Origin of the sequence: Peptostreptococcus porci (genome assembly GCF_009695815.1) — a bacterium.
GTDB classification, from domain to species: domain Bacteria; phylum Bacillota; class Clostridia; order Peptostreptococcales; family Peptostreptococcaceae; genus Peptostreptococcus; species Peptostreptococcus porci.
Window position 1 is genome coordinate 210,995 of record NZ_VUNE01000005.1, and the last position, 17,761, is coordinate 228,755.

A 17,761-nucleotide genomic window follows, 5' to 3' on the forward strand; every position below is an offset into this window, starting at 1 on the left:
CTATATAGGCAAAAGAGGTTAGGAGTAAATTCCCAACCTTCTTCTCCTCAAATATACATTTAAAACAATACCAATGTTTGCAAGTGACGTTATAATCGAGCTACCACCATAACTTACAAATGGAAGTGTCACACCGGTCACTGGCATTAAACCGACAGTCATACCTATATTCTGTATAGTCTGGTATGTAAACATTCCTGTAATGCCTACCACAATAAAAGTGCCATAAGTATTTTTCGATTTTTTTGCTATCATCAGCAATCTTGTAATCATAAGTACAAACATCACAATTACAAATAGCATTCCTATCAGTCCCAGCTCCTCGCCAATAACAGCAAAGATAAAATCTGAATCTCTTACTGGGAGGAAGTTCTCCTGATTCTGTGAGCCCAAATAAAGCCCTTTACCAAAAATACCACCAGACCCAATTGCTATCATCGACTGCAATACCTGATAGTTTGTACTAGCTTGTGGATTGAACAAATTTAAAATTCTCACCTTTTGATGAGGAGCCATAAAAAGATACATAATCGGTGTGAGTATCGCCGCTCCAATTATGATATTTCTTATTATTTTTTTACTCAATCCAGCAGTATAAAGCATAAAGAATATTATACACATAAACACCACAGCAGTTCCCAAATCAGGTTGCGCCAACAGCAATCCAATAAACGGAAACGCATACACAAACAACTTACCCAAAACTCTTACATTTCCAATATTGTCCTTATTGTTGTCGATGATTTTCGCATAGCTAAGAATAAAGGTGAATTTTACAATCTCAGAAGTCTGAAGATTAAAATTTCCAATCTTTATCCATGATTTTGCACCAAATTGTACATCTCCGACTCCCGGTATCAGCAATACAACCAGTAGCAAAAAACTGACAATGTACAGCTCTTTGTAATGCTTTCCAATACTATCGTAGTCGAACATCAATAAAATTACGATTACAATTGTACCTATGCCAAAAGCCAACACCTGTTTATAAATCTGCGAGAAATCACCTGTAACATTCGCATGAGTAGCACTACTAAGAACCACCAATCCGAACAAAAAAATTGTAAATACAATAGCTATAAGCTTCCAGTCGAGGCTTTTTACTATTCTTATTTTTCTCTTGTAATCAATTTTTTTCATCTAACTGCCTACTTCCCCATATATTTGTAAAAAATCTGCCAGAATCTTATTGTTCTGGCTGATTTTTTTCTTCTCCTTCATTTAACAATCCATAATACTGCCCAATTACTTCTCTGATTGGTAATACAGCGTAAGAACTCGTTTCTCCCTGAGGAATCAAACAAGCCACTGCAATTTTTGGATTATCAGCAGGTGCAAACGCCACACACCAAGCGAATGAACCATAGTCAGATTTAAATCTATCAATATCATCGTCGGTTATATTGTGGTTTAACTGTTTGATTGCCATTCTTAAATATGTTGCATTTACTTTATCGTTATTTTCCAATTTGACCTTTACTCCACGATCAAGCTCCTTCTGATATTTTTCTCTATCTTCCCTACTCGTGTTGGTATTCGAAATTTTGGCTTTTAACTCTTTAATCTTGTTATTTGTCAACTCGTACTCTTTGTCAGATTTTAGCTTTTCATATTTCGCCATAACTTCACTCTCACTGACTGAATATGATGACAAATGTGATTTTAGATATTCGAACTCATTATCGCTAGGAATTTTTCCTGTCTTTTCGGCAGTACCAGTTTTTGAAGCCACCTTTATTGGAAATTTTGAAAAAGCATCCTTCGCCAGCCCTATTTCAGAAACTCTCACCATACCTATTTTCAAATCTTTTAGGTATGAATCGTTTTTGAAATCTACCTTTTCAAGCTTACGAGTTGGCTCTTCTATAGTTTTGCCACTGGAAGATTCAACCTTATCGACAACATTCATATTGACTAGGTACCCTCCATTTGCGATAACAGAAATATATCTGGCAACCTGAGCTGGATTATATGCATTTTCCCCTTGACCGATAGCCAGGTTAAATGTATCTCCTACTCTCCACTTTGCAAAATTAAAATAGCTATAAACGATATAGTCTGCATCCGAAGTCACATACTGTTCCTTCACGTCCATCTTCTTCAAACGCTCAATCGTCTCAGTTCTTCCAGGTATTTCCTTTTCATCTATCCAACTGACTATTTCGTCTATATTTTTATCGAATTCATCCTTATTCTTTGTGTAATCTAGACCTTCAAAATGGAATCTCATAGTTCTATCAAGTGCAATTTTCAACTGTAGTTTGATATTTTCTTTCTTTTGCTTCTCACTAGGTACTTTACCATTTCTTGTTTCGATTTGCTTTTCAAGACCTGTATTTTCATCTAATCCAAACTTTTTGGCATACTCAAGTATTTTGGAAGCACCCATTCCATGGTTTAAGTTTTCGCCTGTAACCCAATTCCTATCACTACCAATAATATAAAAGTAAACGTTACATGACTCTTGAATAGCCTTGTAAAGATTTACTATTCCGTGATTTTTGCCTCCATGATGCCAGATATAATCTGCAAAATTTCTATTTCCAAGTCTGATAACACCAGGGTCATTGATTGTATAATTGGGATTTAATCCAGATTCCAATGCTGCCATAGCAGTTATCATCTTAAAGGTCGATCCCGGCTGAAACGCACCCTGTGTCGCCAAATTCAAAAGTGGGTTTGGAGCAAGAGTGTCGTTTTTATTTTTTGGCATATAATTACTATACTCCTCCGAAGTTATCCCATTTGCAAATTTATTTGGATCAAAATTAGGATAACTTGCCATCGCCAATGTGTCACCCCTTGTAACGTCCATCACGACAATTGCACCCGAATTTGCCTTTGGTGCAGTTTCTTTAATATTAATATTTCCGAATTGGCTCTTAAAGGTCGATCCAGTTTTGGCAGATTTTATTGCTCTCTCCAATGATTCTTCGGCAACCTTTTGTAATTTGCTATCGATAGTTAGCTGAACGCTTCCTCCTGAAGTAGGATTAACGGATTTCATCTCTTCTATCACTCTTCCCACACTATCGACCTTTACCTCTTTATATCCGGCAGATCCTCTCAGCTTTTCCTCATAGCTTTTTTCAATTCCCGATATTCCCACCAACTCATTTGGATCGTATCCATTTTTTATATATTTCAACGCTTTCGTAGATGGTATTTTTCCCAAATACCCCAGTATATGTGCAGCGAGATTTCCTTGTGGGTATATACGCTTCTGCTCGACAGCAACTGAAATACCCGACAAATTCATGGAATTTTCTTCTATTTCAGCAACAGTATCAGATTTGATACCTCTCGCCAAGGTCACAGGATTGTATTGTGTATATACCTTTGACTTTAGCATATCTCTTACAATCATAATCTTCCTGGCTTCCTTATCGCTCATAGAAGGGTCTATTTCGTAGTACTCTCTAATCGCTTTAAAAGCGTTTTGTGCAGACGTATTTTTGTCCAGCTTATTATAACCGTCAAGCCAGTCTTCCTTATCTTTTTCCTGAGTAAACGTCCAATTCGATACCAATATCGGTGGATAATATCCCAAGGAATTTAGTTTTGATTGTAAATCAACAGGTTCAAGCTTTCTGTCAGTTAGGCTTAGAACCTCATTTTTTATCAAATAATCCACAAAATGATAGAAGCTTTGCTTTGCGTTATAATTCTGAGGAATTGCATTGTCATCCTTAAATGCTCTTATATTCTTGTCAAAAGTATAAGAAAACTTTCCGTTCTCTATAGTAATCGGAAACTCATCGGTATACTTTTCATTTTTTCTCTCCAGTATATTCAAAATAGAGTAAGCGATCTTATTCGCTTCTTTCTGATTTTCTTTTCCAACCTTATTAAAGGAGTCTGCCACTACCTGCACGGTGAATTGAGGTTCGTTTCCAGCCAACAGGACTCCATTTCTATCTCTTATCTCTCCTCTTGGAGCTTGGACCATAATTTGCTTATAGGTCTTTTGATTTGCCATATTAGTATAGTATGAATGTCTAAAGGTTGTCATATAGACAATTTTACCTGCAACAACCAAAAGTATAACAAGTAAAACTTTATTAATCATACTAAGTCTGACTTTTATTTCTGAATTCTTCTTCGTTTTACTCATATTTACTCCACTCTAAGCTTGATCAGCTTATCGCTAAATATTGTATATAGAACATACGCCACCACTGTATTTGAAATTGGAATTACGATAACAGACTTTAATAAGCCCACCAAAAGTGGAGTTGGCATAAAAAATATTGAGGCAGTAACCACATCAAGTATTGAATATACAATACTTACGACAAAAACCAACAAGCTAACTATCAATTTATTATCCTTGAAAATTGACTTTTCGATACTTGACAAAAAATACGATGTCCCAAGAAATAGTATTGATGTAACACCAATAATACCTCCCGTTGCCAAATCACCAATAAGCCCTAGAATACCTGTAATTATTAGAGAATAACTTCTGTCGATATACAACGAAATAAAAATAACGAAAATCAACAGAATATTTACGCTAAAATAGGCTCCAATATAGTTTGTAAAAAATGTTTCAAGCACTATTATTATCAAACCGACTATAAATACAAATATATTCTTCATAGCTACCTCCTAATCAAGCTTTCTAGGTGGTATTATGCTCACGATATCAAGCTTTTTAAAATCTACACTCGGTCTGACTTTTATATATTTCATAGATTTATTTTTATCGTACGTAACTTTTGAAATTTTACCTATTGGAATATTTTCAGGATACAAACCAAGCCCAGACGTCACTATCAGATCATTTTTTTCTGCAACTGCCTTTGTGTCAAAGAAATATCCTTGCAATAGCTTATCGACATCACTAAAATCAGAGCTACCAACATCAGATGACGTTGTAATTACCCCTTTGCTTGCTTCCTTACCCGATATCTTAAAACTTACAGACGCTCTTGAGTCGATAATTGATATTGCCTTTGAATACTTGTTACTCACACTAAACACAATACCGACAACGCCATCTCCATTGATGACAATACTATCTTTTACCACACCACTGTCAGCACCAGCATCGATGACAAAGGTCTTATACCAATCACCCTCGTTTTTACCGATAATGCTTGCGGAAACAAGCTGATTTCTCTTATTGCTATCTACATAATTCAGAGATTTTTTTAACATCTCTAGTGATTCAAGTTTGTTTTCATTGTCGCTTTGTTCGATTAATTCCTGTCTCAGCTTTTCATTTTCAGCATTTAGTTCTTTTAATTTCATCGAGTTACTTCTGAAATTTATCAAATCATCAATAAATCCCCCTGTAGTAGTAACGACGTTGTTTAGATGCTTCCCGAATCCATAAAAAACACTAGAAAATGGCGTTTCTTCTAAAAACTGCACCCTACCTCTATTAGAAAAAGAATATGCAGTCACAACCACCAAAAGTATTACCACCCCTGAAGCAACAATACTTTTGATGGTAAATTTCGATTTACTATCTTTACTAAGCTTCACAGAGACCACCAACTAACTTTCAGCATTCATTTTTACGATACTGTTGAAGATATCTTCATTCTCTATAGACCTTCCAGCACCAATTGCAACACATTGCAACGGATTCTCGACAATTGTGACCTTAAGCGCAGTTTCTGCTTCTATCAGCTTATCCATACCTCTTAAAAGAGAACCTCCTCCTGTCAGGAAAATCCCTTTTTCCATGACATCAGATGCCAGTTCTGGAGGAGTTTGCTCCAAAGTTGTCCTTATTGCCTCAATAATTTCAGCAAGAGGCTCTCTCAATGCATCTCTGACTTCAGTAGAGGCTATTGTAATTGTTCTTGGAAGTCCAGTCAAAATATCCCTTCCGCTAACCTTCATCTCTGCTTCATTTTCACCAGGAAAAGCCGAACCTATCATCAGCTTTATATTTTCACAGGTTCTAGATCCTATTATTATGTTGTAGGATCTTCTGACATAGTTTTCGATTGCATTGTCAAATTCATCCCCACCAATTCTCGCTGAATTTGCAACGACAACTCCACCAAGGGAAATAACTGCTATCTCAGATGTACCACCACCGATATCTACAATCAAATTACCCTCTGGATCATTTACATTTAAGTTGGCACCAATTGCTGCCGCCATCGGCTCATCTAGTATGTACACTTCTCTACCACCAGCCTGAATAGCAGCTTCTTCAATTGCCTTTCTTTCAACTTTCGTAATTCCACATGGAACACAGATAACTATCCTGGGGCTTACAACTCCTTTTGAGCCTTTCTGGATAAAATAGCTCATCATGGCTTGAGTCGCTTCAAAATCATTGATTACTCCCTCTTTTACAGGCTGTATTGCGATAATATTCTCTGGCGTTCTACCTACCATTTCACTGGCATTTTTACCAACTGCCAAAATTTCGTTGTTATCTTCCCTAACTGCCACAACAGATGGCTCATCAACTACTATACCTTGACCTTTTATATAAACAAGAGTATTTGCAGTTCCCAAATCTATCCCCATATCATTAGTAATGATGTTATTAATATTCGACTTAAAAAATTTACTAAAAAATCCCATAAAATCCTCCCGAAAAATATTTTAACTATTAATTTCTAATAGGTACTTTCATAAATAATATTCTACAATATCACTCTTTAGTATACCATAATTTCTGTATGTAATGTGTGATAAATTATCTAAAATATGGTATAAAAAATAAATATTTTTTAAGAGGTTATATTTCAGCAAAAAAACATTGTCGGAATCAAAAATCTCCGTTTTCCTTAAGGCTATAGTATGTTCCATCCCCAATAATAATATGGTCCAGAACACTTATGCCCAAAATTTCACCACTTTTGTGGAGTCTATGTGTAACACTCTTGTCTTCATTTGATGGACTTGGATTTCCTGATGGATGATTATGCATCAATATTACAGAATTTGCACTCTTTTTGACAGGCTCGCTAAAGACTTCTCGTGGATGTACTATAGATGTATTCAAACTCCCCACCGATACATTTACATCGCATATTATCTCATTTTTTGTATTAAGCAAAATTACCTTGAAAACTTCTTTTTTTAAATACCTCATTTCCTCTATGTAATAAGAATATACATCCCAAGGATTTTCAATCTTATGCTTTTTCGGCATAAAACAAGCCGCTCTGTCACCCAGTTCAAAGGCTGCTTTTAGTATTGATGCTTTAGTTTTTCCAATACCGTCTATTTCACAAAGCTCTTCAACCGATAGATCTCTCAAGCCTCTTATTCCATCCACACTTTTCTTCAAGATTTTTGAACTCAATGTTACCGCATTATTGCGCCTATTTCCAGTTCTTATTAAAATTGCTATCAATTCGGCATTTGACAAGCTTTTTGCACCTTTTTTTAACATTTTTTCAATTGGTTTTTCATCATCATTCATCTCTTTTATTCTTAAATTATTCATTCTTCCTCCTAAGTCTAATTCCATATCTTATATAATGTTGTTTTTCTACTAGAGAATTATAGACATATTTTTCAAATCTTTATATCATCCAACTGAAATAAAAAATTATTATACAACTACGACATTTATACAGTAAAAGATTCAATAAAAGACGCAATATTTTAGATAATTTATCACACAAAGAAATAAAATCATGATAATAAATGGTTTTAAAAAAATGAAATAAATGATCAAATAGAAAATTATTTTCCTACAAAAAAGCAAAAACCTATAGACGACCGTGTCGTCTATAGGAAAAAATAGCCCTGATGGCATTCGAGGATGTGAGGGAGTTTGCCATCAGTTTATAGGGTAATTATACTTATAAAAATGAACAACTCATTTCTACACTTATATGATACCATTATTTCAAAAAATGTCAATAATTTATAAAGAAAAAATTAAAATTTTTTAAATAAATTCTAAATAAAAACAAAAGATAGTACTTATCAAATCAAATTCATCGTTTTTCTAACTTTTTTTTGAAAAAAAAAAAACAAAAATATAGCTTTTTTCTATATATGCAATAAATAATATCTATAAATAAATTGAAATATTATCAGAAAAATAGTATAATATAATCATAACAAAAAGTAAAGATTTTTATAGCAAACACAAAGATAATATTAAGACATTATTAATAATTGTTGTCTTTGTTAAAATAATAAAAGAGGTGAAACTATGGATATTAAGCAATTAGAGGTTTTTGTAACTGTTGCTAAGTACAAAAGCTTTTCTAAAGCGGCAAGAGAATTATTCCTGACACAACCAACTGTTAGTTCACATATTCAAAACTTAGAAAACGAGATGCAATGTGTATTATTGAATAGAAACAGCAAATCCATTACGTTGACAGATTCAGGAAAAGTTCTTTATAATCATGCCATAATAATATTGAATGACTGTAAAAAAGCTATATACGATATCAAGGAATACTCTGGAAAAATCGAAGGATCGCTAAATTTGGTGTGTAGTTCAATTCCCGAGGCATTTATTATACCTAATTTTTTAGAAAAATTTTGCAAAAAATACCCAAATATCACTTTGACGATTGATCACTGCGATTCAAATCTGGTAGTTCCTGAGATATTAAGTGAAAGAGTTACATTTGGTATAGTTGGTTCCAAGAAGAAGCATCCACACATCAAATATAGTGAATTTGTTCATGACGAGTTGGTTTTAATCTGTCCAAAATCAATCGAGCTACCAAATGAAAATGGCTATATCGACATACATAAATTAAAAGACCTAAGCTTCATTATGAGAAAAGATGGTTCAGGCACAAGAAACGTAATTGTAAAGGCGTTAAATTCAAGCCCTGTTCCCCTATCACAGCTGACTACAAGAGCGAATGTTGAATCTAATTCTGCTGTAATAGAAATGGTTAAAAAGGGAATTGGATGTTCTTTTGTGTCATTTATATCAATAGAAGAAATGGCAAAAAGAGGAGAAATTAATGCATATAGAATAAAAGACTATTCATTTGAAAGAAATTTTTATTTTATTCACTCTCGCAAGAAAATATTCACTCCTACTGAAAAGAAGTTCTTAGAGTTTTTTGTGGATTATTATGATATTAGAGATGAAGAAGAAGACAAAGTAATTAATTCTAATGATTAAAAAATATACTATATTTGTCTATGAAAAAACTGAAAATTGTAATTCCTCCCGTGATAAAATTAAATTATCATGGGAGGAATTTTTTACAGGCTATATAGTATAACTGGCATAAAAGAAGTGGTACAATGCACAACACTCACACAGTATTATAACGTGAGCCATTTTGCATTGCACCACTTTATTTTCATTGTTTGATATATCTTAGATTTTAATAGTGTACTTTAGACTCTAATAATAGACTATTAATTGATACTATCAGTTTCAGGAGTTATAACAGTAATATTATCTAACTGTTGTCTAAAACCTGCTCTAAAATTAGCCAAAAACTCTTCTCTCAAAATCTTTCTTTCCTTTTGCTCATCTTCAGTAAGCTCTCTCTCCTTAGCAAGCTTTGCCAATTCATTTATTCTGGCTAGCTTAACCTTATCAAATTCATTAGAAATATCCATCTTTTACCTCCTTTCGAACTCACAACGATTATACTACAACTTGAATGATATTCCAACAAAAAATTTTATACTTGTCTAAAAGTATCTTCTTTGATAATATCTTCTTTAATAGTATCATCCTCACTATAAAACTCATTCATAGAATCGGCGATTATGTCTATCGCCTGATATAATCTGTCAACTGGTTCCCTCGCTATGTTAATTCTAAAATACCTATCATCTATTTCATTATCATAAAACATTGATCCAGATTTTAGAGCAACTCCCCTTTCGAGCATAAATGGAACAAACTCTCTGGAAAAGTAACCACGTCTTAGTTCCAAAAAGAAATTAATTCCACCATTTGTCTTTCTGATATTAAAATATGGCGATAGTTTCTCATTAATATATTTTTTAATGCAAAAAAATCTCTCTGTATATATTTTTTCAACCAATTCTCTATGAGCTTTCCAATCACAGTGTTTAATATATCTATACAAAGACCTTTGTATCAAGGTTGAAGTAGCCAAATCCGAAGATTGCTTCGAAAAGTTCGCCCTACTCATCAATTCATTAGGCAAGCATAAAATACCAACTCTAAGACCAGGCATCAATATTTTTGAAAAACTCTTTATATAAATGACTCTGTCATACACATCATAACTCTTCATCGTTCTATTATTTTGTGCTCCAAATTTAAAATCACTTATAAAGTCGTCTTCCAGAATATAAAAATCCATCTCTTCCGCCATTTCTATAAGCTTTTTCTTCTTTTTTTCGGAATATGAAATTCCAGTAGGATTTTGGAAGTTTGGCATTACATAAAGCAGCTTCGGTTTTATCTTTTCAATTTTCATCTTCAAAATTCCAATATCGATACCATCATCTAATAATGGTATTCTAATGATTTTTGCGTTTCTATTTTTCAGAACGTTCAACGCACCAGGATAAGTTGGCTCTTCGACAAAAACTGCATCGGAATAATCTATCAACGTTTTTGATACTATATCCAAGCCCTGCTGAGCTCCGGAAATAATCATCAAATTGTCAACAGATGTCGATATCTCATTCTCTTTCAAATACTCTACCATTACCTCTTTTAATTCCATTACACCGTTTGTTTCATCATATTCAAAAACACTATCTCCGTCATTATCTAGTGCAATATTAATAGCCTTCTTGAAATCATCGATTGGAAAAATATCAGAGGATGGATTTCCAGTATCCAACCTGAAAATTTTTTCTGAACTTAAATCCTTTCCAGAATTATCATAGCCACTAAATAAAACACCTGATACAAAGGTTCCACTGCCAATTTTTTTTGTAATGTAGTTTTCAGCTTCCAGTAGCTCGTATGCCTTAACGACAGTAGATATATTTACATTCAAAATTTTTGACAGCGATCTTATAGCAGGAAGCTTCTCATTGACTTTTAGATCTCCAACAATTATCATTGTTTTTATTTTATTATAAACCTGAATATACTTAATACCTGAAACGAAATTCATTTTGAATCTTTGCAAAACAACCACCCCTAATGTAAGTACAAAACCGCCTAAAATATTATAAACCACTTTAATTTTACAAAACACTTTAATATTGCAAAACGCTTTGATTTTACAAAACACTTTTATATTGCAAAACCATTGAATACTTCAAAAAACTTTGAATATTGTAAGAATCTTAAATATTACAAATTTCTAAAACAGTAAAAATCTAAATTGCAATATCAAATATGCAAAATAAAAGTGTTGCCATAAGACAACACTTTTACTACCAAAACACCGTAGACCAATCAAATTCACACCCGAGCATCACCCAGATGGGTGACCCGTCTTACGCTTTCTGAAATCTCAAGCTATATAGGTCGAGCATATCATATTCACATACGAACGAAGTCTCCCGTATAAAATATGTAGGTTGAACTTACAATAGCCGTATCGTATGTTTCAGTTTATATTAACATTATACATCAAATTGTTGTAATATTAAAGTACTTTAATCATAATTAATATCTTGACTTTTCAAAAATATTTGTTCCATCATTAAATTTCAACATACCAATGTCGATAAAATATTTAATCTATTTTTCCTTTCTTTCAGAAACACTTTCCCTATCCATGATTCTATAAGGTAATTCAACTATTTTATCGCCGACATCCTCTCCGTTTATCATCTTGATAACCATTCTAATTGCAACTGCTCCCATGTCGAACAAAGGCTGAGAAACAGTAGTCAATTTTGGTCTATATATTTTCGCGAACTTGATATCATTGAAACCTGCAACTGAAATATCGTCTGGAACATTATATCCCAAATCAAAACAAGCATTTATAGCACCTATTGCAGCTTCGTCGCTAGTTACAAATAGGGCATCTGGCTTGTTCTTTTTACCTTTAAGCATCAATTTTGCAGTAGCATAACCGTCATCGTAGCTTGAATTACAGCTTTTAACTATTTTCTCGTCATACTTTATTCCATTTTCCTCCAACGCTTCCTTGTATCCCTTCAATCTCTCGTCTGCAATTTCTGGAACATTCAAATTTGTTCTAATTAAACCAATTCTCTTGTGCCCCTTTCCGATTAAGAAATTTGTCATCTCCTTTGTTGCTGGAGCGTTCTTTATGGACACGTTGTAGATATCGAAATTTCCAGTCATCTTACTAACAAAAACAACTGGTATTCCTATATTTTCAAGTACATTCACCAATTCTTCATCTATATCCCATGAAATAATGACAATCCCTTCAACCTGCTTTGCTCTAAGCAAATTAATGCTCTTTAATTCCAATTCTCTCTCAGAATATGTATTAGCTATCAAGATATCATAGCTGTACATTTTTGATACTTCCTCAATACCATTAAGAATATCAGCAGAAAAAGTATCAGTCAACTCTGGAACAATTACTCCTATTAACTGACTTCTCTTTGTAACCAGGCTTCTCGCCAATGGATTTGGAACATATCCAGTCTCCTTTATTACATCCAAAACCTTTTGTTTAACTTCATTTGTCACTGGTTTTGAGTCATTTATAACTCTAGAAACAGTAGATATCGATACTCCAGCCTTTCTAGCAACGTCTTTAATTGTAGTAGGTTTCTTTGTTACCATATTTTACTTCTCCTTCCAATTTATTTTAATATGTAAAATTATAAAAATATTATTTTTTAAAATAACGTTTACCCGATAATTAGCATAAATGAATAGTAAATATTATTAAAAAAAGCTTTTATTTTCCCTTATTTTCATTATATACTATTTTCAGAAAAATAAATATAGTTTTTTTATTTTTTTTATTGAAAAAAAAATAATAGTATATTATTATATACTAAAGGTTCTATAACAATATTACATAGGAGGAGTTCGAAATGTTTGAGAGAATTAGAGAAATAATTAGTGAGCAACTAAATATCGAAAATCCAGAAACTCTAAAAATGGACACAAATCTTCTTGAGGATTTGGATGCTGACTCACTAGATGCTGTCGAAATTATTATGAACATCGAAGAAGAATTCGAAATAAAAATACCTGACGAAGAAATAGACAATGTTAAGACTATCGGTGATATAATTTCATTAATTGAATCTAACAGATAATTAAGTAGATAATTAAACAAACAATTAAAAAATCTTATCAATTACTTTCCACCAGTACCTTTATTGAGTGCACTTCTGCGGAATGGTATTGATAAGATTTTTATTTTTTGTATATTTCCTAGATGCAGTTATTTTTCTTCACACTAATTTCGGATATTCTTATCCACAATAATGTCAACCATTTCTATTTGCCTTAATCACATCTATTTTTCTTCGTAAAATTCAATATTTTTTAGTGTTATGTCCACTGTTCCATCTTCATTTTGCTTTATTGAATACTTCATCGGATCTTCAAAATCTTCAAGCAACCCTTTTATATCAAAACCAGTACTAGTCTTAATACCTCTTCTCTTCAGTTTTTTCTCAACCCAAGTTTTATCAATTGGAAATTCTTCAACGATTTCTTTCTCCTGCATCATTTCCTTGAAGCTTTGCTTTCTATCCTCGTCTGATATCCCTTCCTCAATAAATTTCTCGACATTAATATCGTTGCCTTCCTTCAAAGTATAGTTCAACAGACTTCTAAGGTTTTCTGCTGCTTTGATATTATTACTATAGGAATTTGTTATCCAGTTGTCGGTAGAGTTTCTAAAAGTCTTTGTAAGGAATTTTTCGTCTTTAACCTTAGTAGCTTTTAAGAAATCAGTCACAAAGCTTGAATCAGCTTCCTGTTTTTCAGCAACCTTATCAAGAATCTGCAAATGCCATTCATCATTTACTCCACTCACACCGACGATTGCTGAATGAATTATTTTTTGTGAATCCTGTATTCCAATATCATTAGTAATCATCTTGATTGATACAACTTTATTGTCATCGTCATACCCTATTTCATGAGTATATAGTTTTTTGTAATCAAGCTTTATTATTGCCACCCTTTTTTGATCCTTGTGAGTAAACAAAACGACTGCTAGGTCACACGAGTCCAACTCCGAATTTATCTTCATAGCATCAAACAAAAACCTTGCTATACCTTGAGAACTCATGACAAAGGCTTTCTCATCATAAATTATGTGGTCACAGCAAACTCTTATTTCATTTTCATTATAATCGTTAAAGGATGCCTTTCTAAGATCCTCATCTCTCAATATTCTTCTGATTACTTTCTGATAAAAAGCATCAGTTTCCGGCGAAATCATGTTTTCCACATCGTTAAGTATCGGAAATTCCGCATTTTTGTCCAGTACATGAATTATAAACTTATTTATTATCATACTTCCTCCACATAAAAAAATACATTACCTATCTACAAATATTTCAGCTTATCAATCAATTGTATAAAATCCTCTGGAAGCTCAGATTCCACCAAAATTCTATCACAAGATCTCGGCTGATTAAACTCAATTTTACACGCATGAAGCGCCTGTCTGCCTATTAAATCCTCATCTACAACTCCATACAGCTCATCACCAACTATGCCCTTTGAAATCGATGACAAATGAACTCTAATTTGGTGAGTCCTTCCAGTATCTATCTTCAATTTAACCAATGTATGATTTTTATACCTTTCTAATACCTCATAATGAGTAATTGCTCTTTGACCACGTGAATCAACTACTCTCGTAATACTGTCCTCTGTTTCTCTGTAAATAGGAAGATCAATTGTATCTCTATCCTTTTCAATTACACCCTCTACAATAGCCAAATAATTTTTAGAGATGTCGTTAGTTTCCATATCTTTTGATAATTTGTGATGTGCATAGGCATTTTTGGCGACAATCACAATACCAGAAGTATTCATATCCAGTCGATTTACAAACCTAATTTTAAACTTTTCATCCAAAGTATCAATAAAATACGAAACATGATTCGCAAGTGTGCTTTCCCGATGGCTCTTTGTAGGATGCACTACCATAAATGGAGGTTTATCAAAGATAAGCAAATCCTCGTCGTTGTATAGACACCTTACCCCCAAATTTTGGGGAATAAATTGCGATCCATCCTCATTCAGTACAATCTCTAAAATATCGCCTTTTTTTACTTCTGCAGTAGGTTTTGAAACCTTACCGTTAATAAAAATATTCTTTTCCCTCTTCATTCTAGAAATTGAACGAATGGAAAAACTCATTTCATCTATTAAAAAATCTTTTAGTTTGCAATCTTCATCAATGGAAATAACGAACTTATTCCACTTTTGATTTTCTTTAGTAAACATATCTGCCCCTTATCACTTATCATTTTTTTCTAACATAATTTTCCAACGATTTATAGTCATATGTTTTCAAAAATTTCAAATAAACTCTATCCCAAAATTCATAATCCGACAGCCGCATAAGCTTGATCTTTTTTCCATTGTTTCTAGTTTGAATCTTTATTACATCATTGTATTTAGTCTCCTCTCCATCAACAACTATCAAGACGGATTGGTCGAATTTATACTCTGGAAAAATTGAAATTTCAGTATCCTCTGCTGGCAGAATAATACTTGAGGTAAAGCTTCTAAACGCATTTGTGCTGATTGCAGAAATTGGAGTAATCTGGATTGTATTTAATCTGTTATCGACGATACTACCACCTGCAGAATAGTTATAGGCAGTTGACCCAGTAGAAGTTGAGAGAATCAAACCGTCTCCACTAAATGTCTCCATATAATTTCCATTAACAAACAGATTCAGATGTACAGTACGAGATCTGTTTCCCCTAACGACAATTTCGTTTACAGCAGTTTCTTCAATCGTAAAATCGTTGCCAATGATACTTGCTTCCAAAAGGTCAAACTCATTAATTTTGTAGTCGCCCTTTAGATAAGACTCTATAAAATAATCAATTTGGTCCTCGTTTGGCAAAATCTCAGCAAAAAAACCCAAATGTCCCGTATTTACACAAAAATATGGAATATCCGGAAAATTCATCTCTCTTGCAGCTCGCAAAAAAGAACCATCTCCACCAATTGATATAACAAGCTCTGTATCTTCAGTTAGATCCTCACTCAAAGTATAATCCAATGATTTAAATTTATCAATCAATATTCTTTTAATATCGGTCGAAATGTCCAAATTATTCGATCTAATTGTAATATTTTTCCCCATAAAAAACCTCTATCCCACACGCTATTCGTGTATTTTTCTAGTAAATCATTTTCTACTATCTAAAAAAGGCTGTCACATCTTTTCTGTAAAATGCGACGCCTTTCTCAATAAACTGTATTTTTCTATCTGTACAAATTATCTTTGCCAGTATAAATTAATCGTTATCTTTGCTATTTTCCTTTTCGATATATTCTTTAAAAGAAATTTCGTCTTCTTGTTTTTCTATCTCTCTGACAATTAATTTTAATTTTTCAATTCTATTCTTATCAAGAGAAATTATATTGACGGTCACAGAGTCGTTTAACTCAATCACTTCACCTTCATCTGGCAAACCATTTAAATGTCCGAGTATATATCCACCGATAGAATCAAATTCATCTGATTCTAAATCATCATACAAATAGTCGTTTACATCGGTAATTTTTGTGCTACCATCAACTATGTACTCACCTTCGCCCACTTTAACTATCTCATCGTCTTCCTCGTCATATTCGTCCTCGATATCACCCACCAAGACTTCTACCAAATCCTCGACAGTAAGGAGTCCAGAAGTACCACCATACTCATCTAGTACTATTGCAATCTGACTCTTTGCCAGCTTCATTTCTTCCAAAAGCTGCGAAATCTTTTTAAACTCATAAGTAAAGAATACATCTCTCATATACTTTTCAACAGAAAATGTTTCTATTTCTTCCTTGCTGATAAAGAAAACATCCTTTATATTAAGAATTCCCACTATATCGTCGATATTTTCCTTGTACACAGGCAATCTGCTTTTTTTCTCTTCCCTGAAAATCTCCAAAACCTCATCAAAAGTAGCATCCACACTGACAGAAACCATATCAATTCTCTGGATCATCGCATCCTCTGCACGCATATCACCAAACTCAAACACGTTGTTGATGATCTCTCTTTCTTCCTGTTCCAAAACACCTTCTTCATGGCTGACATTTACCATAACCTTCAAATCCTCTTCAGTAATCAGAGACTTTGGATCGTCGTCTTTTATTCTGAAAATCTTAAAAATAATGGTAGTAAACAAGTTTAGAATAAATACTATTGGTGACAAAACAAGAATGATTACATTCAATACTTTGGCAACGCCAAGAGACACTCTTTCCTTGTTATTTGAAGCCATTGTCTTTGGAGTAACTTCACCAAAAACCAATATCAAAACAGTCATCATCGCAGTTGCCACTGCAACTCCCTGTGCACCAAAAAGCTTTAGCAATAAAGATGTAGAAATAGACGTCGCAGCAATATTTACAACGTTATTGCCGACCAAAATTGTACTCAACAATTTCTTCGGTTCAGATATTAACTTTTCAACCACACTAGCTCCACGTACGCCTTCTTCTCTCAAGTGCCTAATCTTTACCTTACTAACAGACATCAATGCTGTCTCAGATGCAGAGAAAAACGCTGAAATAATCATCAATACCAATAATATTATCACCTGAATCCACAGACTACCAGATTCCAAAAAAACCACTCTCCTAAAATATTTTATTAAATACAATTATAACATAACAATAAATCATAGTACACTAAAAAATATCAAACTATGTACTATCGGTTGATATTTGTCAACAAAGTTTTTCAAATAATGACAAATAAAAAAA

General features: G+C 33.2%; 15 protein-coding genes and 1 other RNA gene. 2 read left to right on the forward strand and 14 right to left on the reverse strand.

Annotated features, from left to right (window positions below; translation table 11 throughout):
- Window positions 1–18: 18 nt before the first annotated feature.
- From FYJ71_RS09660 to radC, 6 genes are all read right to left on the reverse strand, one after another.
- The gene (locus FYJ71_RS09660; protein ID WP_154538655.1) at window positions 19–1,140 is read right to left on the reverse strand and encodes an FtsW/RodA/SpoVE family cell cycle protein; all 1,122 of its coding nucleotides are present in this window, start codon (window positions 1,138–1,140) and stop codon (window positions 19–21) included.
- 46 nt (window positions 1,141–1,186) lie between these two features.
- On the reverse strand, window positions 1,187–4,114 hold the full coding sequence (locus FYJ71_RS09665; protein WP_154538656.1) for a penicillin-binding transpeptidase domain-containing protein: 2,928 nt from the start codon (window positions 4,112–4,114) through the stop codon (window positions 1,187–1,189).
- A 2-nt stretch (window positions 4,115–4,116) separates the two neighbouring features.
- Entirely contained in the window at window positions 4,117–4,602 is a 486-nt protein-coding gene (mreD, locus tag FYJ71_RS09670) for a rod shape-determining protein MreD (protein ID WP_154538657.1), read from the reverse strand.
- 9 nt (window positions 4,603–4,611) lie between these two features.
- The gene (mreC, locus tag FYJ71_RS09675; RefSeq protein ID WP_320640983.1) at window positions 4,612–5,493 is read right to left on the reverse strand and encodes a rod shape-determining protein MreC; all 882 of its coding nucleotides are present in this window, start codon (window positions 5,491–5,493) and stop codon (window positions 4,612–4,614) included.
- Between the two features lie 12 nt (window positions 5,494–5,505).
- A complete protein-coding gene (locus FYJ71_RS09680) occupies window positions 5,506–6,555 on the reverse strand; it encodes a rod shape-determining protein (protein WP_154538659.1) in 1,050 nt (349 codons plus the stop codon).
- Window positions 6,556–6,742: 187 nt separating this feature from the next.
- A complete protein-coding gene (gene radC, locus FYJ71_RS09685; RefSeq protein WP_154538660.1) occupies window positions 6,743–7,426 on the reverse strand; it encodes a RadC family protein in 684 nt (227 codons plus the stop codon).
- Between the two features lie 720 nt (window positions 7,427–8,146).
- On the opposite strand from radC, the gene FYJ71_RS09690 reads away from it, so the two are divergent.
- Window positions 8,147–9,085: a selenium metabolism-associated LysR family transcriptional regulator gene (locus FYJ71_RS09690; RefSeq protein WP_154538661.1), complete on the forward strand. Its 939-nt coding sequence runs from the start codon at window positions 8,147–8,149 to the stop codon at window positions 9,083–9,085.
- Between the two features lie 242 nt (window positions 9,086–9,327).
- On the opposite strand, the gene FYJ71_RS09695 is transcribed toward FYJ71_RS09690, so the two are convergent.
- The 4 genes from FYJ71_RS09695 to FYJ71_RS09710 all read right to left on the reverse strand — a co-directional run bounded on the left by FYJ71_RS09695 (window position 9,328) and on the right by FYJ71_RS09710 (window position 12,625).
- Window positions 9,328–9,534, reverse strand: a complete 207-nt coding sequence (locus FYJ71_RS09695) for a DUF896 domain-containing protein (RefSeq protein ID WP_154538662.1) — start codon at window positions 9,532–9,534, stop codon at window positions 9,328–9,330.
- Between the two features lie 65 nt (window positions 9,535–9,599).
- A complete protein-coding gene (gene pdxR / locus FYJ71_RS09700) occupies window positions 9,600–11,045 on the reverse strand; it encodes a MocR-like pyridoxine biosynthesis transcription factor PdxR (RefSeq protein WP_328597757.1) in 1,446 nt (481 codons plus the stop codon).
- A 237-nt stretch (window positions 11,046–11,282) separates the two neighbouring features.
- Window positions 11,283–11,472, reverse strand: a non-coding RNA gene (ssrS, locus tag FYJ71_RS09705) — 6S RNA.
- Window positions 11,473–11,596: 124 nt separating this feature from the next.
- The gene (locus FYJ71_RS09710) at window positions 11,597–12,625 is read right to left on the reverse strand and encodes a LacI family DNA-binding transcriptional regulator (protein ID WP_154538663.1); all 1,029 of its coding nucleotides are present in this window, start codon (window positions 12,623–12,625) and stop codon (window positions 11,597–11,599) included.
- Window positions 12,626–12,882: 257 nt separating this feature from the next.
- Here FYJ71_RS09710 and acpP point away from each other — a divergent pair, with 257 nt between their 5' ends.
- Entirely contained in the window at window positions 12,883–13,110 is a 228-nt protein-coding gene (gene acpP / locus FYJ71_RS09715) for an acyl carrier protein (protein WP_091993783.1), read from the forward strand.
- Window positions 13,111–13,313: 203 nt separating this feature from the next.
- On the opposite strand, the gene FYJ71_RS09720 is transcribed toward acpP, so the two are convergent.
- The 4 genes from FYJ71_RS09720 to FYJ71_RS09735 all read right to left on the reverse strand — a co-directional run bounded on the left by FYJ71_RS09720 (window position 13,314) and on the right by FYJ71_RS09735 (window position 17,622).
- Window positions 13,314–14,324, reverse strand: a complete 1,011-nt coding sequence (locus FYJ71_RS09720) for a nucleoid-associated protein (RefSeq protein WP_154538664.1) — start codon at window positions 14,322–14,324, stop codon at window positions 13,314–13,316.
- Between the two features lie 32 nt (window positions 14,325–14,356).
- Window positions 14,357–15,265: an RluA family pseudouridine synthase gene (locus FYJ71_RS09725; protein ID WP_154538665.1), complete on the reverse strand. Its 909-nt coding sequence runs from the start codon at window positions 15,263–15,265 to the stop codon at window positions 14,357–14,359.
- A gap of 19 nt (window positions 15,266–15,284) precedes the next feature.
- Window positions 15,285–16,139, reverse strand: a complete 855-nt coding sequence (locus tag FYJ71_RS09730) for an NAD(+)/NADH kinase (protein WP_154538666.1) — start codon at window positions 16,137–16,139, stop codon at window positions 15,285–15,287.
- 154 nt (window positions 16,140–16,293) lie between these two features.
- Complete coding sequence (locus FYJ71_RS09735; RefSeq protein WP_154538667.1) at window positions 16,294–17,622, reverse strand: HlyC/CorC family transporter; 1,329 nt, start codon at window positions 17,620–17,622, stop codon at window positions 16,294–16,296.
- Window positions 17,623–17,761 lie beyond the last annotated feature (139 nt).